Genomic DNA, 15,801 nt, shown 5'->3' on the forward strand with positions numbered 1-15,801 from the left:
TCAGGCTCCTTGTTCGGCGAGGCCGAGCGCCTCGCGCACGCGCGTACGCACCTTGACCCGGTAGCGGCGGTCGCTGGCCGCCAGCAGGCCACCGAGGCCCATCAGCAGCCCGCCCAGCCAGATCCAGCGCACGAAAGGCTTGATGTGCACGCGCACGGCCCAGGCGCCGTTCTCCAGCGGCTCGCCGAGCGCGACATAGAGGTCGCGAGTGAAGCCGGCATCGATGCCGGCCTCGGTCATGGGCATCTGCTGCACGGTGTAGAGGCGCTTCTCCGGATGCAGCACGGCGACCTCCCGGCCCTCGTCGAGCACGCGGACGGTGGCGCGATCGGAGGTGTAGTTCGGCCCCTCGTGGTGCGCGGCGCCCTCGAAGACGAAGCGGTAGCCGCCGAGCTCGAGCGATTCGCCCGGCGCCAGGCGCAGGTCGCGCTCGGCGCTCTGCTGGCTGGACAGCACGATGCCGAGCGCGCAGACGGCGATGCCGAAGTGCGCCAGCTGCATGCCCCAGTAGCTGCGCGACAGGCCGCGCGCGCCCCTGACCAGGCCCTTGTGGCGGGTCTTGTCGAGCAGGTCGCGCACGCCGGCGGCGACCACCCAGGCCGCCAGCAGGCAGGCCGCCAGCACCGCCCAGTGGAAATCGCCGAACAGCAGCGAGGCCAGGCCGCCGAGCACCACGCTGGCGAGCAGGATCGGCATCAGCATGCCCAGCAGCCATTTCACCGGCGTGTCCTTCCAGCGCACCAGCACGCCGACCGCCAGGACCAGCATGAGCAGCGCCATCAGCGGCAGGAACAGCGCATTGAAGTACGGCGGGCCGACCGACAGCTTGGCGCCGGAGAGCGCGTCGAGCAGCAGCGGGTAGAGCGTGCCGAGCAGGATGGTGGCGGTCGCCACCACCAGCAGGATGTTGTTGACCAGCAGCAAGGTCTCGCGCGACCAGAGCGCGAAGCCGATCTGGCTCTTGACCGCCGGCGCGCGCAGGGCGAACAGCGTCAGCGAGCCGCCGACCACCAGCAGCAGGAAGCAGAGGATGAACACGCCCCGCTCCGGGTCGGTGGCGAACGCGTGTACCGAGGTGAGCACGCCGGAGCGGACCAGGAAGGTGCCGAGCAGGCTCAGCGAGAAGGCGGCGATCGCCAGCAGCACGGTCCAGCTCTTGAACACCCCGCGCTTCTCGGTCACCGCCAGCGAATGGATGAGCGCAGTGCCGACCAGCCAGGGCATGAAGGAAGCGTTCTCCACCGGGTCCCAGAACCACCAGCCACCCCAGCCCAGCTCGTAGTAGGCCCACCAGGAGCCGAGCACGATGCCGATGCCGAGGAAGGTCCAGGCCACCAGCGTCCAGGGCCGCGACCAGCGCGCCCAGGCCGCGTCCAGGCGGCCGCCGAGCAGCGCGGCGATGGCGAAGGCGAAGGCCACCGAGAAGCCCACGTAGCCCATGTACAGCATCGGCGGATGGACGATCAGGCCGAAATCCTGCAGCAACGGGTTGAGGTCCCGGCCGTCGGCCGGCGCCTGCGGCAGCAGCCGCTCGAAGGGGTTGGAGGTGATGATCAGGAACAGCAGGAAGCCGATGCTGATCAGCCCCATCACGCCGAGCACGCGGGCCAGCATCTCCTCCGGCAGCTGCCGCGAGAAGATCGACACGGCGAAGGTCCAGCCGGCGAGGATGAACGCCCAGAGCAGCAGCGAGCCCTCGTGCGCGCCCCATACGGCGCTGAACTTGTAGTACCAGGGCAAGGCGCTGTTGGAGTTGGAGGCCACGTAGGCGACGGTGAAGTCGTCGACCAGGAAGGCCTGGGTCAGGCAGGCGAAGGAGAACGCGAGAAAGGCGAACTGCCCCCAGGCGGCCGGCTGCGCCAGGCCCATCCACTGCCGGTCGCCGCGCCAGGCGCCGATCAGCGGCAGCGTGCCCTGCACCACCGCCAGGCACAGCGCGAGGATCATCGCCAGGTGGCCGAGCTCCGGGATCATTGCACGTACTCCTGCTTGCCGCCCTCGTAGTGCTTCATCATGCCGCTCTTCTCCAGCGCCTGGGTGACTTCCGGCGGCATGTAGTTCTCGTCGTGCTTGGCCAGCACCTCGTCGGCCACCAGCACGCCGTCGGCATCCACGCGGCCGAGCGCGACGATGCCCTGCCCTTCGCGGAACAGGTCCGGCAGGATGCCCTGATAGCGGATGGTCACGGTCTCGGCGCCGTCGGTCACGCGGAAGTCCACCGAAAGGGTTTCCGGGTGACGCTGCACCGAGCCCTGCTCCACCAGGCCGCCCGCGCGGATGCGGGTGCCTTCGGGCGCTTCGCCGTGGGCGATCTGGCTCGGTGTGTAGAACAGGTTGATGTTCTGCTGCAGGGCGGAGAGCGCCAGCGCCACGGCGATGCCCACGCCCGCCAGGATGGCGAGCACGATGTACAGACGCTTCTTGCGCACCGGATTCACTTGTTTTCCTCCCGGCGCAGACGGCGCGCCTCGTCTTGCAGGTAACGCCGCCGGGCGACCAGCGGCAGGGCCAGGTTCAACCCGAGCACCGCCAGGCTGACGCCATAGGCGGTCCATACGTAGAGACCATGGTTGCCCATGGCGAAGAAGTCGGAGAACGACGAGAAGCTCATGCGTGTTTCTCCACCAGCGCGCGCACCTCGGCCTTCGCCCAGCTGGCCCGCGCTTCGCGACGCAATACCTCGAGGCGCATGCGCATGATCAGCACCGCCGCGAAGAAACAGTAGAAGCCCAGCACCATCACCAGCAGCGGCAGCCACATTTCCGCCGGCATCGCCGGCTTCTCGGTGATCTTGAAGGTGGCCGGCTGGTGCAGCGTGTTCCACCACTCCACCGAATACTTGATGATCGGGATGTTCACCACCCCGACGATCGCCAGCACCGCACAGGCCTTGGCGGCGCTGTCGCGGTTGCTGATCGCCTGGCCCAGGGCGATGATGCCGAAGTACAGGAACAGCAGGATCAGCATCGAGGTCAGGCGCGCGTCCCAGACCCACCAGGCGCCCCAGGTCGGCTTGCCCCAGACCGCGCCGGTGAGCAGCGCGATGAAGCTCATCCAGGCGCCGATCGGCGCGGCCTGCTGCAGCGCGACGTCGGCCAGTTTCATCTTCCACACCAGCCCGACGAGGCCGGCCGCCGCCAGCATCACGTAGATCGACTGGGCCAGAAAGGCTGCCGGCACGTGGATGTAGATGATTCGGAAGCTGTTGCCCTGTTGGTAGTCCTGCGGCGCGAAGGCCAGGCCCCAGACGGTGCCCACCAGCAGCAGGATCGCGGCGGCCCAGCCGAACCAGGGCAGCCAGCGCCCGCCGATCTCGTAGAACCACTTGGGCGAGCCGAGCTTGTGAAACCAGGTCCAGTTCATCGGGCGGCCTCGGCAGCAATGGACATCAGGCATGTTCGCATGGTGCACCTGTCATTCGCCGACGCTGATCGTCAGACCGGCGGCGATCGCAAAGGGGGTCAGGGTGACCGACAAGGCGGTCAGGCTGGCCAGCCACAACAGGTGGCCGGCCGCGGGCAGTCCCTGCAGCGCCGCCTGCAACGCCCCGCTGCCGAGGATCAGCACCGGGATGTACAGCGGCAGTATCAGCAGCGCCAGGAGCAAGCCCCCGCGCTTGAGCCCGACCGTCAGCGCCGCCCCGACCGCGCCGAGCAGGCTGAGCACCGGGGTGCCGAGCAGCAGCGACAGCAGCAGGACCGGCAGCGTGCTGGCCGGCAACCCGAGCATCAGCCCCAGCAAGGGAGCGAGCAGGACCAGCGCCAGGCCGGAAAAAACCCAGTGTGCCAGCACCTTGGCGAGCACCAGAAGGGCCAGGGGGTGCGGCGAAACGACCCACTGCTCGAGGGAACCATCCTCGAAATCGCTGCGAAAAAGCCCGTCCAGCGAGAGCAGCACGGCCAACAGCGCCGCCACCCACACCAGGCCGGGAGAAATGCTCTGCAACAGTTGCGACTCCGGCCCCACCGCCAGCGGGAACAGCGCGATGACGATGGCGAAGAACACCAGCGGGTTGGCCAGCTCGGCCGGGCGCCGGCACAGCAGCCGGGCCTCGCGTCGGAACAGCAGCGCGAAGACGTTGCTCATGCGGCGCGCTGCCCCAGATCGAGTTCATGATAGCCGGCCGGGCGCTCGGTCAGGCTGTGGTGGGTGGTCAGCACCACCATGCCGCCGCCGGTGCAATGCGCCGACAGGTGCGCCTCGAGCTGGGCCACGCCGTGCCGGTCGAGCGCAGTGAACGGCTCGTCGAGAATCCACAGCGGCGGCGCCTCGAGGTACAGCCTGGCGAGCGCGACCCGCCGCTGCTGCCCGGCCGAAAGGGTGTGACAGGGCACGTCCTCGAAGCCGCGCAGCCCCACCGCGGCCAGCGCCTGCCAGATCGCCTCGCGCGAGGCCGGCCGGTGCAGCGCGCACAGCCAGGCGAGATTCTCCTCCGCCGTGAGCAGGCCCTTGATGCCGGCGGCATGCCCGATCCACAGCAGGTTACGCGCCAGCTCGGCGCGCTGCTCGCGCAACGGCCGCCCGCTCAGCCGCACTTCGCCGGCGGTCGGCTGCATCAGACCGGCCAGCAGGCGCAGCAGGCTGGTCTTGCCGCTGCCGTTGGGCCCCGCCACCTGCAGCATCTGGCCCGGCAGCAGGCTCAGGTCGAGCTTCTCGAACAGCAGGCGCCAGTCCCGCTCACAGCTGAGCGACACGGCTTCGAGAAAGGGACTGGACACGCTAGGGACACCTGGCATTCAAGAGGACGGGGAACCGGCCGCTATACTGATGCAGCCGGCCACGGCGGGCCGAAATTATACATGGCAAGCACACCGGTCGCGGGGTGGAAATTCGACAGGGTGTAAGGCAATCGGACCTTAGATGACTCAGATCAAGATCGCAGCGCCGATGCCGGTCGCCAACGCCCAGCGCGCGGGCGGCGCGGCCGCCGACCTGGCACTCAAGCTGCTGCAGCCGATGCAGGGCCTGCTGCTGGCCGGCGAGAGCGCGGAAGCGGAGGTGGTCTCGGTCAGGGAGCAGGCCCAGAGCTTCCAGGTCGTGCTGCGCCTGACCCTGGCCGACGGTCGCCAGGCCCTGCTGCAGGCGAGCGCCAGCCGACCGGTGGCGCTGGGAACCGCCTACGGCATCACCGCCCTGTCCGACAGCCGCCTCAGCGGCACCCTCGCGCCGGCCGGCCGCCAGCCGCTGGACAGCCTCGACCTGGACCTCTTCCCCACCGGCAGCCTGCTGCAGGGCAAGGTCGTCGCCGCCCAGCAGGTCGCCGACGCCCGCGGGCAGCAGGCGATCTACAAGGTCATCGTGTCGCTGCTCGACGGCAACCTGGCGGGCCGCAAGCTGAGCATCGAGACGAGCACGCCGCTGGCGGTCGGCAGCCTGCTCACCGCGCGCGTGCGCGACGATCGGACGCTGACGCTGATCCCGCTCGGCGGCCGCCTCGACGGCCTCGCCCTGGGCCAGCAGCTCGGCGCGCAGAACGCCCGCCAGGGCTCGCTGGACGCCCTGCTCGGCGCACTGCAGCGGCTCCCCGGGAATGCGCCTGAGGGGCTGCGCGCCGCCGCCAGCGCCCTGCTCCAGGGCCTGCCGCAGATGGCCGAGCTGGGCGAGGCGAAGGCGCTGGCGCAGGCCCTGGGCAAGAGCGGCCTGCTGATGGAGGCGCGCCTGCTCGCCGGGCACACCGATGCCCTGCAGGGAGACGTCAAGGCCGGCCTGCTGCGGCTGGTGGCCCAGCTGCTGCCGAACCTGCCCGGCAGTTCGCCGCTGGCGACGAACCAGGCGAGCGCGAACCTTGCCCAGGCACTGCCGGCCTTCGCCCGCAGCGCCCTGGGCGCGCTGGGGCAGGCCGGCCTGCGCCAGCAGGGCACCGGGTTCCCGCTGCCGGCACGGCTGCTGGAGAGCCTGGATCAGGAACCGGATCTGGAAATGCTGCTCAAGCTCGCCGCCGCCGCCATCGCCCGCCTGCAGACCCACCAGCTGTCCAGCCTGGCACAGACCCAGCCGGGCCCGGACGGCAATCCGGTCACAACCTGGCAGTTCGAGGTACCGATGCGCGATCAGCAGCAACTGGTGCCGCTGCAGGTCAAGGTGCAGCGCGAGGACGAGCCGGCCGATCCACAGCGGCAGAAGGACCAGCAGCCGGTCTGGCGGATCGAGCTGGCCTTCGACGTCGCCCCGCTCGGCCCGCTGCAGGTGCAGGCGCAGCTGGCACAGGGCATGCTGTCCAGCCAGCTGTGGGCCGAACGCGCCGGCACCGCGCGCCTGATCGACGGCGAACTCGACCATCTGCGCGAGCGCCTGGTGGCCGCCGGGCTGACCGTCAACGAACTGGCCTGCCGCCAGGGCACGCCGCCCCAGGGCCGGCGCACCACCCTGCAACAACGCTTCGTGGACGAAACCGCATGACCGATCATTTCGGCGGCCGGCGCGCCATCGCCCTGTCCTACGACGGCAGCAACGCGCCCAACCTCACCGCCAAGGGCGACGACGAACTGGCCGAGGCGATCATTGCCATCGCCCGCCAGCACGCCGTACCGATCTACGAGAACGCCGAGCTGGTACGCCTGCTGGCCCAGCTGGAACTGGGCGAGGCGATCCCCGAAGCGCTCTACCGCACCATCGCCGAGATCATCGCCTTCGCCTGGTACCTCAAGGGCAAGTGCCCGCCCGGCTTCGGCCGCACCGAGGCCGGCGACGAACTGCCGCGCCTGCCGGGCCCGGACGCCGACTGACGCTCAGCGCCGCGCGGTCAGCTCGCCGAACTCGCCGGCTTCGCCCTTGCCCTGCGGATAGTCCGCCAGTTGCCAGGCGAAATAGCCGCCGCGGAAATAGAACACCTGCACGTAGCCCCAGTCGACCGCCATGCGCGCCGCCTCCGCGCCGCTCGGGCAGACCTCGCTGTCGCAGTAGACGACCAACGGCACCTGGCGCGGCCATTGCGGCTGCGCGAGCCCCTGGAAACCGTCTTGCAAATCCAGGTGGACGGCCCCGTACACATGGCCCCAGCTCCATTCGCGTACCGGGCGCACGTCGACGAACACGGCGCCCAGGTCGTAGAGCCGCTTGGCCTGATGCACGTTGATGGTCATCGCCCCCTGGACCTGCAGGGGCGCCTCGGTGGCCTGGACGCCGACCGGGAGGAACACGACGATAAAAGCGAGAATGCGCAACATGACGCCCTCCTCGGCCGGCGGCCGCAACGAGTAGGGCCCGGACGGGTCCTGAGCGTTGGAGGAAAGTCCTGCCGCGAGGTTCCGGCGCCATGGCCGGCAAGGGGACGGGCGGGGCCGCCGGCTAGCGTTCCGGCGGGCGCGGCTGGTGCAGGCGGCTCATGAGCTCGGCCTCGGCCTGGGTCAGCCCGCAGGCCTGCGTCAGGTCGTCGACGCTGGCGCCCATGCCGATCAGGCGCGCGGCCTGGGTGAAGGAAAGACTGCCGGGATCGCGCTGCTCCATCTGGTTGAGCCGGTCCGGCAGCGGCTCGACGAGGCGCCGCAGTTCCTGCAGCTCCTCGCCCATGCGCACGCTGCCCATCAGGTAGGCATCGAGCCGCTTGCCCAGTTCGCGGGCGCGCCGCTCGTGCGCGGCATCACGCTCGGCCTGCTGCCGTGCCTGCAGACGCTGCAGTTTCAGCAGCCACAGGCAGAAACCGAGCAGGCCCGCGCAGCAGACCGCCAGGAACACGACCGCGGCGATCAGCATGGATCAGATGCTCTCGAGTTCCGACCACTCTTCCTCGGTCATCATCTTTTCCAGCTCGACGAGGATCAGCAGCTCGCCGTTCTTGTTGCAGACGCCCTGGATGAACTTGGCCGATTCGTCGTTGCCGACGTTCGGGGCGGTTTCGATCTCCGACTGGCGCAGGTAGACCACCTCGGCCACGCTGTCGACGAGGATGCCGACCACCTGGCGATCGGCCTCGATGATGACGATGCGGGTGTTGTCGGTGACCGGCGCCGGATCCAGGCCGAAGCGCTGGCGGGTGTCGATCACGGTCACCACGTTGCCGCGCAGGTTGATGATCCCGAGCACGTAGCTCGGCGCACCGGGCACCGGCGCGATCTCGGTGTGGCGCAGCACTTCCTGCACCTGCATGACGTTGATGCCGTAGGTCTCGTTGTCCAGACGGAAGGTCACCCACTGCAGGATCGGATCGTCCGAACCCTGCCCAGCCATGTTTTTCATATCCCCAGCCTCTTCATTCACCGCCCAGGCGGTCGATTCTTCGATGCGCTCGGGCCGCGCCCTGCGGCCCCGTGTTTTCTTGACAGCTATGCCCGCGTTCCCGGGTGGCGGACGGCGCCGCTGGCGATCAGCTCGGCGAGCGCCGCCACGTCCAGCAGCGCGCACATGTGCTCGATGACCGTCCCGGCGAGCCAGGGGCGCTGGCCACGCTGGCTGCGCCACTTGATCTCGCGGGGGTCGAGCCGGATCGACCGGCTGACCTGATGTACCGCCAGCCCCCATTCGTAGCCCTGCACGGAAATGACGTATTGCAGGCCCTGGCGGAAATCGTCCCGGTAACGGTCCGGCATCACCCAGCGCGCCGTGTCCAGCACTTTGAGGTTGCCAGCTTGGCACGGCAGTATGCCAAGAAACCAGTCCGGCTGGCCGAACAGCGGCGTCAGTTCCTGGCCCGCCAGCGGGTAGATGGAGCCCAGGCTTACCAGCGGCACCGCCAGCGTCAGGCCGGCGACGTCGAACAGCAGGCACTCGAACGGCTCGTCGGCCCAGCTCGGCTGCCGGTCGATCGACACCGGCGCGGGCTCGAGACGCTCGACGCTCGGACGGAGCGGTTCGGCGACCGGCGCCGGCGGTTCGACGGGAGCCGGGATCACCAGCGGCGCAACCGGCACTACCACTTCGGGCACCGCCACCGGCGCGACCGGCTTCGGCGGCCGCACTTCGGCCACCGGGGCCACGGGCTCCGGCCGGGCGGCGCGCGAGACCGACGCCAGCGCCTGGTCGCGGCGCTGCTCTTCCAGCACCGCGGCCTGGAATTCGTCGGCGTCGACGGATTCGGCCAGCTCGATGCTGGCTTCCTGGAGCAGCGCGTCCAGGTAGGACTGCAGCGCCAGCTGCGGGCGGGTGGCAGTCGGTACGGTGCGACTCATGCAACGGACTCGTTTGAAGTTAAACAGGCTATCGGCCGCGGCCGACGCGACTTGAGCGCCGCGTGGGCGGCGCCGTCCGGCGGCATGCCGTCAGGCCACCTGCGGCGCCGTCTGCAGGGCCAGCAGGTGCTTGAGCAGCGCCTTGTAGGCCAATACCGCGCGGCTGCCGGCATCGTGCTGCGAGGGCGTCACGCCGCTGCGGCTGGCGTCGCGCAGGCGCGTGTCGACCGGGATGAAGGCCTGCCACAGGTTCGCCTCGTAGGCGTTGCGCAGCACCTTCAGGGTGCCCATCGACGCCTGCGTGCGGCGGTCGAACAGGGTCGGCACTATGGTGTACGGCAACGCCTGGCGGCGCGAACGGTTGATCATGGTGAGCGTGCTGACCATCCGCTCCAGCCCCTTGACCGCGAGGAACTCGGTCTGCACCGGGATCACCAGGTGCTGGCTGGCGGCCAGGGCGTTGACCATCAGCACGCCGAGCAACGGCGGACTGTCGATGATCGCGTGATCGAAATCGCCCCACAGCTGCGACAGGCTCTTGGCGATGACCAGGCCGAGGCCGTTCTGCCCCGGCGACTGCCGCTCGAGGGTCGCCAGCACCGTGCTCGACGGCAGCAGCGCGATGCGCTCGTGGCTGGTCGGCAGCAGCAGCTGCGCCGGCAGCCCGGCCGGCACGCCGCCCTGGTGCTGGAACAGCTCGAAGACGCTGTGCTCGAGGCTGTCGGGGTCGTGACCGAAGTAGCTGGTCAGCGAACCGTGCGGATCGAGGTCGACCACCACGACCCGCTTGCCCATGTCGGCGAGCAGGCCGGCGAGCGCGACGGAGGTGGTGGTCTTGCCCACACCGCCCTTTTGATTGGCTACAGCCCAGACTCTCATTCAGTGTTCCTCCCGACCTTGGCAGGCGGGGATCAGGGGCTCGCGGGGAGACCCGACGGGGAATTGACGGCACCCGCGACGGATGCCGGACTGGCAGTGTCGGTTGCAGGTTGCATGCCAGCGGCGGCCGCGCTGCTGTTGCCCACACCGGTACTGCTGCGTTGCACGTCCAGGTTGCGCGAGATCACCAGCACCACCCGGCGGTTGCGCGCCCGCCCCTGTGCCGTGGCGTTGTCGGCGATCGGCCGGAACTCGCCGTAGCCGACCGCCGCCAGGCGCTCGGGGTCGACGCCCTGCGCCGCGAGCATGCGTACCACGCTGCCGGCACGGGCAGCCGACAGCTCCCAGTTGGTCGGATACTGCGGCGTGCTGATCGGCAGGTTGTCGGTGAAGCCTTCCACGTTGATCGGGTTGCGGTACGGCGCCAGAATTCTGGCGACACGCTCGACCAAGGCGAAAGCGTTGTCGTTGGGGATGGCGTCCCCGCTGGGGAACAGCAGGCTCGAGCTGAGCTCGATCTCGACCCACTGCTCGTTGCCGCGCACGGTCAGCTGGCCGGTCTCGATCAGATCGCCGAAGGCCTCGCGCATGCTGCGGGCGATGTCGTCCAGCACGGCCTCGGACTCGCCCTGCGTGGCGGGCGCTGGATCGTTCTCCGGACGCGGCGCCTCGACCGCTGCCGGGCGGTTCTCGCCCACCTGGATCGGTGCGATGGAACGATCGGGCTGATTGAAGATGCCGACCAGCGACTCGGAAAGAATCTTGTACTTGCCCTCGTTGATCGACGAGATGGAATACATCACCACGAAGAAGGCGAACAGCAGCGTGATGAAGTCCGCGTAGGACACCAGCCAGCGTTCGTGGTTATCGTGTTCCTCTTCGATTCGACGGCGCATGGCTCAGTCCATGAAACCCTGGAGCTTCAGTTCGATGGAGCGCGGGTTCTCCCCTTCGGCGATCGACAGCACGCCCTCGAGCAGCATCTCGCGATAGGCCGACTGCTTCTGCACCAGCGACTTGAGCTTGTTGCCGATCGGCAGCACCAGCAGGTTGGCGAAGGCCACGCCGTAGATGGTGGCGACGAAGGCCACCGCGATGCCGCTGCCGAGCTGCCCCGGGTCGGCGAGGTTGCCCATGACGTGGATCAGCCCCATCACCGCGCCGATGATGCCGACGGTCGGCGCGTAGCCGCCCATGGCCTCGAACACCTTGGCCGCACGCAGGTCGCGCGCCTCCTGGGTGTAGAGGTCCACTTCGAGAATGCTGCGGATGGCTTCCGGTTCGACGCCGTCGACCAGCAGCTGCAGGCCCTTGCGGGCGTACGGGTCGGGTTCGGCCTCGGCGAGCGGCTCGAGGCCCAGCAGGCCTTCCTTGCGCGCGGTCATGCTCCAGCCGACCACCCGATCGATGCCGCCGGAGAGGTCTATGCGCGGCGGCACCAGCACCCAGCCGACGATCGACATGGCGCGCTTGAACGCGGTGATCGGGGTCTGCAGTAGCACCGCACCCAGGGTGCCGCCCAGCACGATGAGCGCCGCGGGGCCGTTGAGCAATGCACCGGCATGCCCACCTTCGAGGAAGTTGCCGCCGACGATGGCGATGAACGCCAGGGTCAGCCCGATGAGACTGAGCACATCCATGGAACTACCGACCCCGCGCCGTCACTGACAGGCCTCGGCCAGGAACCGGCCGATGTCGTCCAGGCTGTAGCTGGCGTCGCTGAGATTGGCCTTCACCACCGCCATCGGCATGCCATAGATCACGCTGCTGGCTTCGTCCTGCGTCCACACCTGGCTGCCGCATTGCTTGAGCATGCGCGCCCCTTCGCGACCGTCCGCGCCCATGCCGGTGAGCACCACCGCCAGCACCTTGTCATGGAAGGCCTTGGCCGCCGAGCCGAAGGTGATGTCGACGCACGGCTTGTAGTTCAGCCGCTCGTCGCCCGGGAGAATGCGCACCGAGCCGCGGCCGTCGACCATCATCTGCTTGCCGCCGGGCGCCAGCAGGGCGAGCCCCGGACGCAGCTGATCGCCGTCCTCGGCTTCCTTGACGCGAATCCGGCAGAGCTTGTCGAGGCGTTCGGCGAAGGCCTTGGTGAAGGCCGCCGGCATGTGCTGGATGAGCACGATGGGCGACGGAAAGCGCTCCGGCAGCTGCGTCAGCACGCGCTGCAGCGCCACCGGTCCGCCGGTCGAGGTGCCGATCGCCACCAGCCGGTAGGCCTTGCGCCGCGGCGCCTGCGTGCTCGCCGGCGACGCGCTCTGGGCGGTACGCGGCGCCGCCGCCCCGGTCGTCGGAGCACTGGTACGCGCCGACGAGCCGGCACCGGCCGACGGCGAGGACAGCAGGCCGCTGTAGCGGCGGTTGCTGCGGGCGATGGTGTGGACCTTCTCGCAGAGCAGCTGCCGGACCTTGTCCGGGTTGCGCGAGATGTCCTCGAAATTCTTCGGGAGGTAATCGACGGCGCCGGCGTCCAGCGCATCGAGCGTGACCCGCGCACCCTCGTGCGTCAGGGACGAGAACATCAGCACGGGCGTCGGGCAGCGCTGCATGATCTGCCGCACTGCGGTGATGCCGTCCATCATCGGCATCTCGTAATCCATGGTGATGACGTCGGGCTTGAGCGCCAGCGCCTGATCGATCGCCTCGCGACCGTTGGTAGCGGTGCCGACCACCTGGATGGCCGGATCAGCCGACAGGATTTCCGAGACGCGCCGACGGAAGAAGCCGGAATCGTCGACTACCAGGACCTTGACTGCCATAAAAACTCCTGCGACGGCGGCCGGAGCCGCCGGTCGATCAGATCCGCCGCGCGTAACGCTTGAGCATGCTGGGAACGTCGAGGATCAGGGCGATGCGACCGTCACCGGTGATGGTCGCGCCGGACATGCCCGGGGTGCCCTGGAGCATCTTGCCGAGCGGCTTGATGACCACCTCTTCCTGGCCCACCAGCTGGTCGACGACGAAGCCGATGCGCTGGTTGCCGACGCTGAGGATGACCACGTGCCCCTCGCGCTGCTCTTCCTGATGGGTGCCATGCACCAGCCAGCGCTTGAGGTAGAACAGCGGCAGCGCCTTGTCGCGCACGATCACCACTTCCTGGCCGTCGACGATGTTGGTGCGCGACAGGTCGAGGTGGAAGATCTCGTTGACGCTGACCAGCGGGAAGGCGAAGGCCTGGTTGCCGAGCATCACCATCAGCGTCGGCATGATCGCCAGCGTCAGCGGCACCTTGATGACGATCTTCGAGCCCTGCCCCTTCTGCGAGAACACGTTGACCGTGCCGTTGAGCTGGGAAATCTTGGTCTTGACCACGTCCATGCCCACGCCGCGCCCGGAGACGTCGGAAATCTCGGTCTTGGTCGAGAAGCCCGGGGCGAAGATCAGGTTGTAGCACTCCAGGTCGCTCAGCCTTTCGGCCGCGTCCTTGTCCAGCAGGCCCTTCTCCACCGCCTTGGCGCGCAGGATGTCGGCATCCATGCCCTTGCCGTCGTCGGTGATCATCAGCAGGATGTGGTCGCCTTCCTGCTCGGCCGAGAGCACCACCCGCCCGGTTCGCGGCTTGCCTGCCGCCTCGCGCTCCTCGGGCGATTCGATGCCGTGGTCGACCGCGTTGCGCACCAGGTGCACCAGCGGGTCGGCCAGCGCCTCGACCAGGTTCTTGTCGAGGTCGGTCTCCTCGCCCACCAGCTCCAGGTTGATCTCTTTCTTCAGGTTGCGCGCCAGGTCGCGAACCAGGCGCGGGAAGCGGCCGAAGACCTTCTTGATCGGCTGCATGCGGGTCTTCATCACGGCCGTCTGCAGGTCCGCGGTGACCACGTCGAGGTTGGACACGGCCTTGGCCATGGCCTCGTCGCCGCTGTTGGCGCCCAGGCGTACCAGGCGGTTACGCACCAGCACCAGCTCGCCGACCATGTTCATGATCTCGTCGAGCCGCGCGGTGTCGACCCGTACGGTGGTCTCGGCCTCGCTCGCGGCAGGCTTGTCGGCGCCTGCCGCCGGAGCGGTCGCCGGCTTGGCCGCCGCACGCGCCGGGGCCTGGGCCGGCTTGGCCGCAGCCGCCGGTTTCGCGGCGAGAGCCGGCTTCGCCTCGGCCGGCGCGACCGCGGCCTCGTTGAACTTGCCCTTGCCGTGCAACTGGTCGAGCAGCGCTTCGAATTCGTCGTCGGTGATCAGATCGCCGCCGGCGGCAGGTGCCGGCCCGGCCGGCGCAGCCGGTTCCGCCGGCACAGGCTCGGCGGCACCGTTGAACTTGCCCTTGCCGTGCAACTGGTCGAGCAGCGCTTCGAATTCGTCGTCGCTGATCTCGTCGCCGCCGGAAGATGCGGCGACCGGCTCGGCCGTCACCTCGGTCTTGGCCGGCGCGGCATCCGTTGCGGAAAACTGCCCCTTGCCGTGCAACTGGTCGAGCAGCGCCTCGAACTCGTCGTCGGTGATCTCGTCGCTCGCAGGCTCGCCGCTGGCTTTTTCGGTCGCGCCGGCCGCGGCCGCCTGGTCGCCCAGGGCATCGAGCAGCTGCTCGAACTCTTGGTCGGTGATGTCGGAGCCATCGCCAGCCGGCGGCGCGGCGGCAGGCACGGGCGCGGCCGCCGGCTCGGCGGACTGGGCCCCGGCCGGCTCGGCCAGGCGGGCGAGCGCGGCCAGCAGTTCCGGCGAAGCAGGCGTCGGCTCGACGCGCTCGCGGACCTGGGAGAACATTTCGTTGACGGCGTCGAGTGCCTGCAGCACCACGTCCATCAATTCCGAATCGACGCGACGCTCACCCTTGCGCAGGATGTCGAACACGTTCTCGGCGATGTGGCAGCACTCCACCAGCTCGTTCAGCTGGAGAAAACCGGCCCCACCCTTGACGGTATGGAACCCGCGGAAAATGGCATTGAGCAGGGCCGTGTCGTCCGGGCTGCTTTCCAGCTCCACCAACTGTTCGGACAGCTGCTCAAGTATCTCGCCAGCCTCAACCAGGAAATCCTGAAGGATTTCTTCATCGGCGTCGAAGCTCATATTGGCACCCCTAGAACCCTAGACTGGAAAGCAGATCGTCGACGTCATCCTGACCGGATACGACGTCCTCACGCTTATCGGCATGAATCTGCGGACCTTCACCCCTGGTGGGTGATTTTTGTCGTTCTTGCTCTTGTCGAATTTGCTCGTGGTCATGTTTGAGGTGGGTAAAGCGGTCGACCTGACTGGCCATGAGCACCAGCTTGACCAGGTTGGCCTCCACCTCGGTGACCAGGCTGGTCACGCGCTTGATCACCTGCCCGGTGAGGTCCTGATAGTCCTGCGCCAGCAGGATGTCGTTCAGGTGAGCGGAGAGCTTCTGGGTGTCACGCTCGCCGCGCGCCAGGAACAGCTCGATACGCTTGGCCAGCTCGCGGAAATGCTCCACCTTCATTTCCCGACGCAGGAACCGACCCCAGTCGGCGGACAGGGTCTGCGCCTCGTCGTTGAGGTCGTTCACCAGCGGCGCGCACTCTTCCACCAGGTCCATGGTGCGGTTGGCGGCGCGTTCGGTCATCTGCACCACGTAGGACAGCCGCTCGGTGGCGTCGGAAATCTGCGACACCTCCTCGGCGTGGGGGAAGCGGGGGTCGATCTGGAAGTTGACGATGGCCGTGTGCAGCTCCCGAGTCAGCTTGCCGACCTCGTTATACAGCTCACGATCGTGGATCTCGGACAGCTCGTGGATCAGTCGCGCAGCCTCGCCGAACTGCCCCTGCTGCAGGAGGCCGGCCAGATCGTCGGCATGAATTTTCAGCGACGACTCGAGGTCGCCTGAGTGTGACTCGTTGTGCTCCATAGCGCCCTCGCGGCAGAC

The 15,801-nt window shown here is 68.5% G+C and carries 18 protein-coding genes; 2 read left to right on the forward strand and 16 right to left on the reverse strand.

Going from position 1 to position 15,801, the window contains the following annotated elements:
* From H610_RS0109570 to ccmA, 6 genes are read right to left on the reverse strand one after another with little or no spacing between them, the layout of a single operon-like run.
* Positions 1-1,974, reverse strand: a complete 1,974-nt coding sequence (locus H610_RS0109570; protein ID WP_028239449.1) for a heme lyase CcmF/NrfE family subunit — start codon at positions 1,972-1,974, stop codon at positions 1-3.
* Positions 1,971-2,438, reverse strand: a complete 468-nt coding sequence (gene ccmE / locus H610_RS0109575) for a cytochrome c maturation protein CcmE (protein ID WP_028239450.1) — start codon at positions 2,436-2,438, stop codon at positions 1,971-1,973. The genes H610_RS0109570 and ccmE overlap by 4 nt, the downstream gene beginning before the upstream one ends.
* Positions 2,435-2,611, reverse strand: a complete 177-nt coding sequence (gene ccmD, locus H610_RS0109580) for a heme exporter protein CcmD (protein WP_028239451.1) — start codon at positions 2,609-2,611, stop codon at positions 2,435-2,437. The genes ccmE and ccmD overlap by 4 nt, the downstream gene beginning before the upstream one ends.
* A complete protein-coding gene (locus H610_RS0109585) occupies positions 2,608-3,363 on the reverse strand; it encodes a heme ABC transporter permease (protein ID WP_028239452.1) in 756 nt (251 codons plus the stop codon). Before H610_RS0109585 ends, ccmD begins: the two co-directional genes overlap by 4 nt.
* A gap of 51 nt (positions 3,364-3,414) precedes the next feature.
* Complete coding sequence (gene ccmB, locus H610_RS0109590; RefSeq protein WP_028239453.1) at positions 3,415-4,086, reverse strand: heme exporter protein CcmB; 672 nt, start codon at positions 4,084-4,086, stop codon at positions 3,415-3,417.
* Positions 4,083-4,718, reverse strand: coding sequence for a cytochrome c biogenesis heme-transporting ATPase CcmA (gene ccmA, locus H610_RS0109595; protein WP_043238164.1), 636 nt, complete (start codon positions 4,716-4,718; stop codon positions 4,083-4,085). The genes ccmB and ccmA overlap by 4 nt, the downstream gene beginning before the upstream one ends.
* Positions 4,719-4,860: 142 nt before the next feature.
* Between ccmA and fliK the strand changes: the two genes are divergently transcribed.
* Entirely contained in the window at positions 4,861-6,399 is a 1,539-nt protein-coding gene (gene fliK, locus H610_RS0109600; protein ID WP_028239455.1) for a flagellar hook-length control protein FliK, read from the forward strand.
* Entirely contained in the window at positions 6,396-6,725 is a 330-nt protein-coding gene (locus tag H610_RS0109605; protein ID WP_028239456.1) for an EscU/YscU/HrcU family type III secretion system export apparatus switch protein, read from the forward strand. The genes fliK and H610_RS0109605 overlap by 4 nt, the downstream gene beginning before the upstream one ends.
* A gap of 3 nt (positions 6,726-6,728) precedes the next feature.
* On the opposite strand, the gene H610_RS0109610 is transcribed toward H610_RS0109605, so the two are convergent.
* The 10 genes from H610_RS0109610 to H610_RS0109655 all read right to left on the reverse strand — a co-directional run bounded on the left by H610_RS0109610 (position 6,729) and on the right by H610_RS0109655 (position 15,783).
* Positions 6,729-7,166 (reverse strand): rhodanese-like domain-containing protein, encoded by a 438-nt coding sequence (locus H610_RS0109610; protein ID WP_028239457.1) that lies wholly within the window; start codon positions 7,164-7,166, stop codon positions 6,729-6,731.
* 121 nt (positions 7,167-7,287) lie between these two features.
* Complete coding sequence (locus H610_RS0109615; protein ID WP_028239458.1) at positions 7,288-7,692, reverse strand: DUF2802 domain-containing protein; 405 nt, start codon at positions 7,690-7,692, stop codon at positions 7,288-7,290.
* A 3-nt stretch (positions 7,693-7,695) separates the two neighbouring features.
* Positions 7,696-8,175 (reverse strand): chemotaxis protein CheW, encoded by a 480-nt coding sequence (locus tag H610_RS0109620; RefSeq protein ID WP_028239459.1) that lies wholly within the window; start codon positions 8,173-8,175, stop codon positions 7,696-7,698.
* 86 nt (positions 8,176-8,261) lie between these two features.
* Positions 8,262-9,104, reverse strand: coding sequence for a CheW domain-containing protein (locus tag H610_RS0109625; RefSeq protein WP_028239460.1), 843 nt, complete (start codon positions 9,102-9,104; stop codon positions 8,262-8,264).
* A 90-nt stretch (positions 9,105-9,194) separates the two neighbouring features.
* Positions 9,195-9,983 (reverse strand): ParA family protein, encoded by a 789-nt coding sequence (locus H610_RS0109630; RefSeq protein ID WP_028239461.1) that lies wholly within the window; start codon positions 9,981-9,983, stop codon positions 9,195-9,197.
* 32 nt (positions 9,984-10,015) lie between these two features.
* Positions 10,016-10,879 carry a flagellar motor protein MotD gene (gene motD, locus H610_RS0109635; RefSeq protein WP_028239462.1) on the reverse strand — a complete coding sequence of 288 codons (864 nt, stop codon included), beginning with the start codon at positions 10,877-10,879 and terminating at the stop codon, positions 10,016-10,018.
* 3 nt (positions 10,880-10,882) lie between these two features.
* On the reverse strand, positions 10,883-11,623 hold the full coding sequence (locus H610_RS0109640; RefSeq protein WP_028239463.1) for a flagellar motor protein: 741 nt from the start codon (positions 11,621-11,623) through the stop codon (positions 10,883-10,885).
* Between the two features lie 21 nt (positions 11,624-11,644).
* Positions 11,645-12,745 (reverse strand): protein-glutamate methylesterase/protein-glutamine glutaminase, encoded by a 1,101-nt coding sequence (locus H610_RS0109645; RefSeq protein ID WP_028239464.1) that lies wholly within the window; start codon positions 12,743-12,745, stop codon positions 11,645-11,647.
* A 37-nt stretch (positions 12,746-12,782) separates the two neighbouring features.
* On the reverse strand, positions 12,783-14,984 hold the full coding sequence (locus H610_RS0109650; RefSeq protein WP_028239465.1) for a chemotaxis protein CheA: 2,202 nt from the start codon (positions 14,982-14,984) through the stop codon (positions 12,783-12,785).
* Positions 14,985-14,994: 10 nt separating this feature from the next.
* A complete protein-coding gene (locus tag H610_RS0109655; RefSeq protein ID WP_028239466.1) occupies positions 14,995-15,783 on the reverse strand; it encodes a protein phosphatase CheZ in 789 nt (262 codons plus the stop codon).
* Positions 15,784-15,801: the final 18 nt, after the last annotated feature.

It is taken from the genome of Stutzerimonas azotifigens DSM 17556, from assembly GCF_000425625.1.
In the GTDB taxonomy this organism is placed as follows: Bacteria; Pseudomonadota; Gammaproteobacteria; order Pseudomonadales; family Pseudomonadaceae; genus Stutzerimonas; species Stutzerimonas azotifigens.

What these genes read in the sequence shown, in the direction of transcription:
- H610_RS0109650 (WP_028239465.1), bottom strand. Translation starts at nt 14,984, where the DNA reads ATGAGCTTCGACGCCGATGAAGAAATCCTTCAGGATTTCCTGGTTGAG.
- ccmB (WP_028239453.1), bottom strand. Translation starts at nt 4,086, where the DNA reads ATGAGCAACGTCTTCGCGCTGCTGTTCCGACGCGAGGCCCGGCTGCTG.
- fliK (WP_028239455.1), top strand. Translation starts at nt 4,861, where the DNA reads ATGACTCAGATCAAGATCGCAGCGCCGATGCCGGTCGCCAACGCCCAG.
- H610_RS0109620 (WP_028239459.1), bottom strand. Translation starts at nt 8,175, where the DNA reads ATGAAAAACATGGCTGGGCAGGGTTCGGACGATCCGATCCTGCAGTGG.
- H610_RS0109615 (WP_028239458.1), bottom strand. Translation starts at nt 7,692, where the DNA reads ATGCTGATCGCCGCGGTCGTGTTCCTGGCGGTCTGCTGCGCGGGCCTG.
- H610_RS0109605 (WP_028239456.1), top strand. Translation starts at nt 6,396, where the DNA reads ATGACCGATCATTTCGGCGGCCGGCGCGCCATCGCCCTGTCCTACGAC.
- H610_RS0109645 (WP_028239464.1), bottom strand. Translation starts at nt 12,745, where the DNA reads ATGGCAGTCAAGGTCCTGGTAGTCGACGATTCCGGCTTCTTCCGTCGG.
- ccmD (WP_028239451.1), bottom strand. Translation starts at nt 2,611, where the DNA reads ATGAGCTTCTCGTCGTTCTCCGACTTCTTCGCCATGGGCAACCATGGT.
- H610_RS0109640 (WP_028239463.1), bottom strand. Translation starts at nt 11,623, where the DNA reads ATGGATGTGCTCAGTCTCATCGGGCTGACCCTGGCGTTCATCGCCATC.
- motD (WP_028239462.1), bottom strand. Translation starts at nt 10,879, where the DNA reads ATGCGCCGTCGAATCGAAGAGGAACACGATAACCACGAACGCTGGCTG.
- H610_RS0109610 (WP_028239457.1), bottom strand. Translation starts at nt 7,166, where the DNA reads ATGTTGCGCATTCTCGCTTTTATCGTCGTGTTCCTCCCGGTCGGCGTC.
- H610_RS0109655 (WP_028239466.1), bottom strand. Translation starts at nt 15,783, where the DNA reads ATGGAGCACAACGAGTCACACTCAGGCGACCTCGAGTCGTCGCTGAAA.
- H610_RS0109630 (WP_028239461.1), bottom strand. Translation starts at nt 9,983, where the DNA reads ATGAGAGTCTGGGCTGTAGCCAATCAAAAGGGCGGTGTGGGCAAGACC.
- H610_RS0109570 (WP_028239449.1), bottom strand. Translation starts at nt 1,974, where the DNA reads ATGATCCCGGAGCTCGGCCACCTGGCGATGATCCTCGCGCTGTGCCTG.
- H610_RS0109625 (WP_028239460.1), bottom strand. Translation starts at nt 9,104, where the DNA reads ATGAGTCGCACCGTACCGACTGCCACCCGCCCGCAGCTGGCGCTGCAG.
- H610_RS0109585 (WP_028239452.1), bottom strand. Translation starts at nt 3,363, where the DNA reads ATGAACTGGACCTGGTTTCACAAGCTCGGCTCGCCCAAGTGGTTCTAC.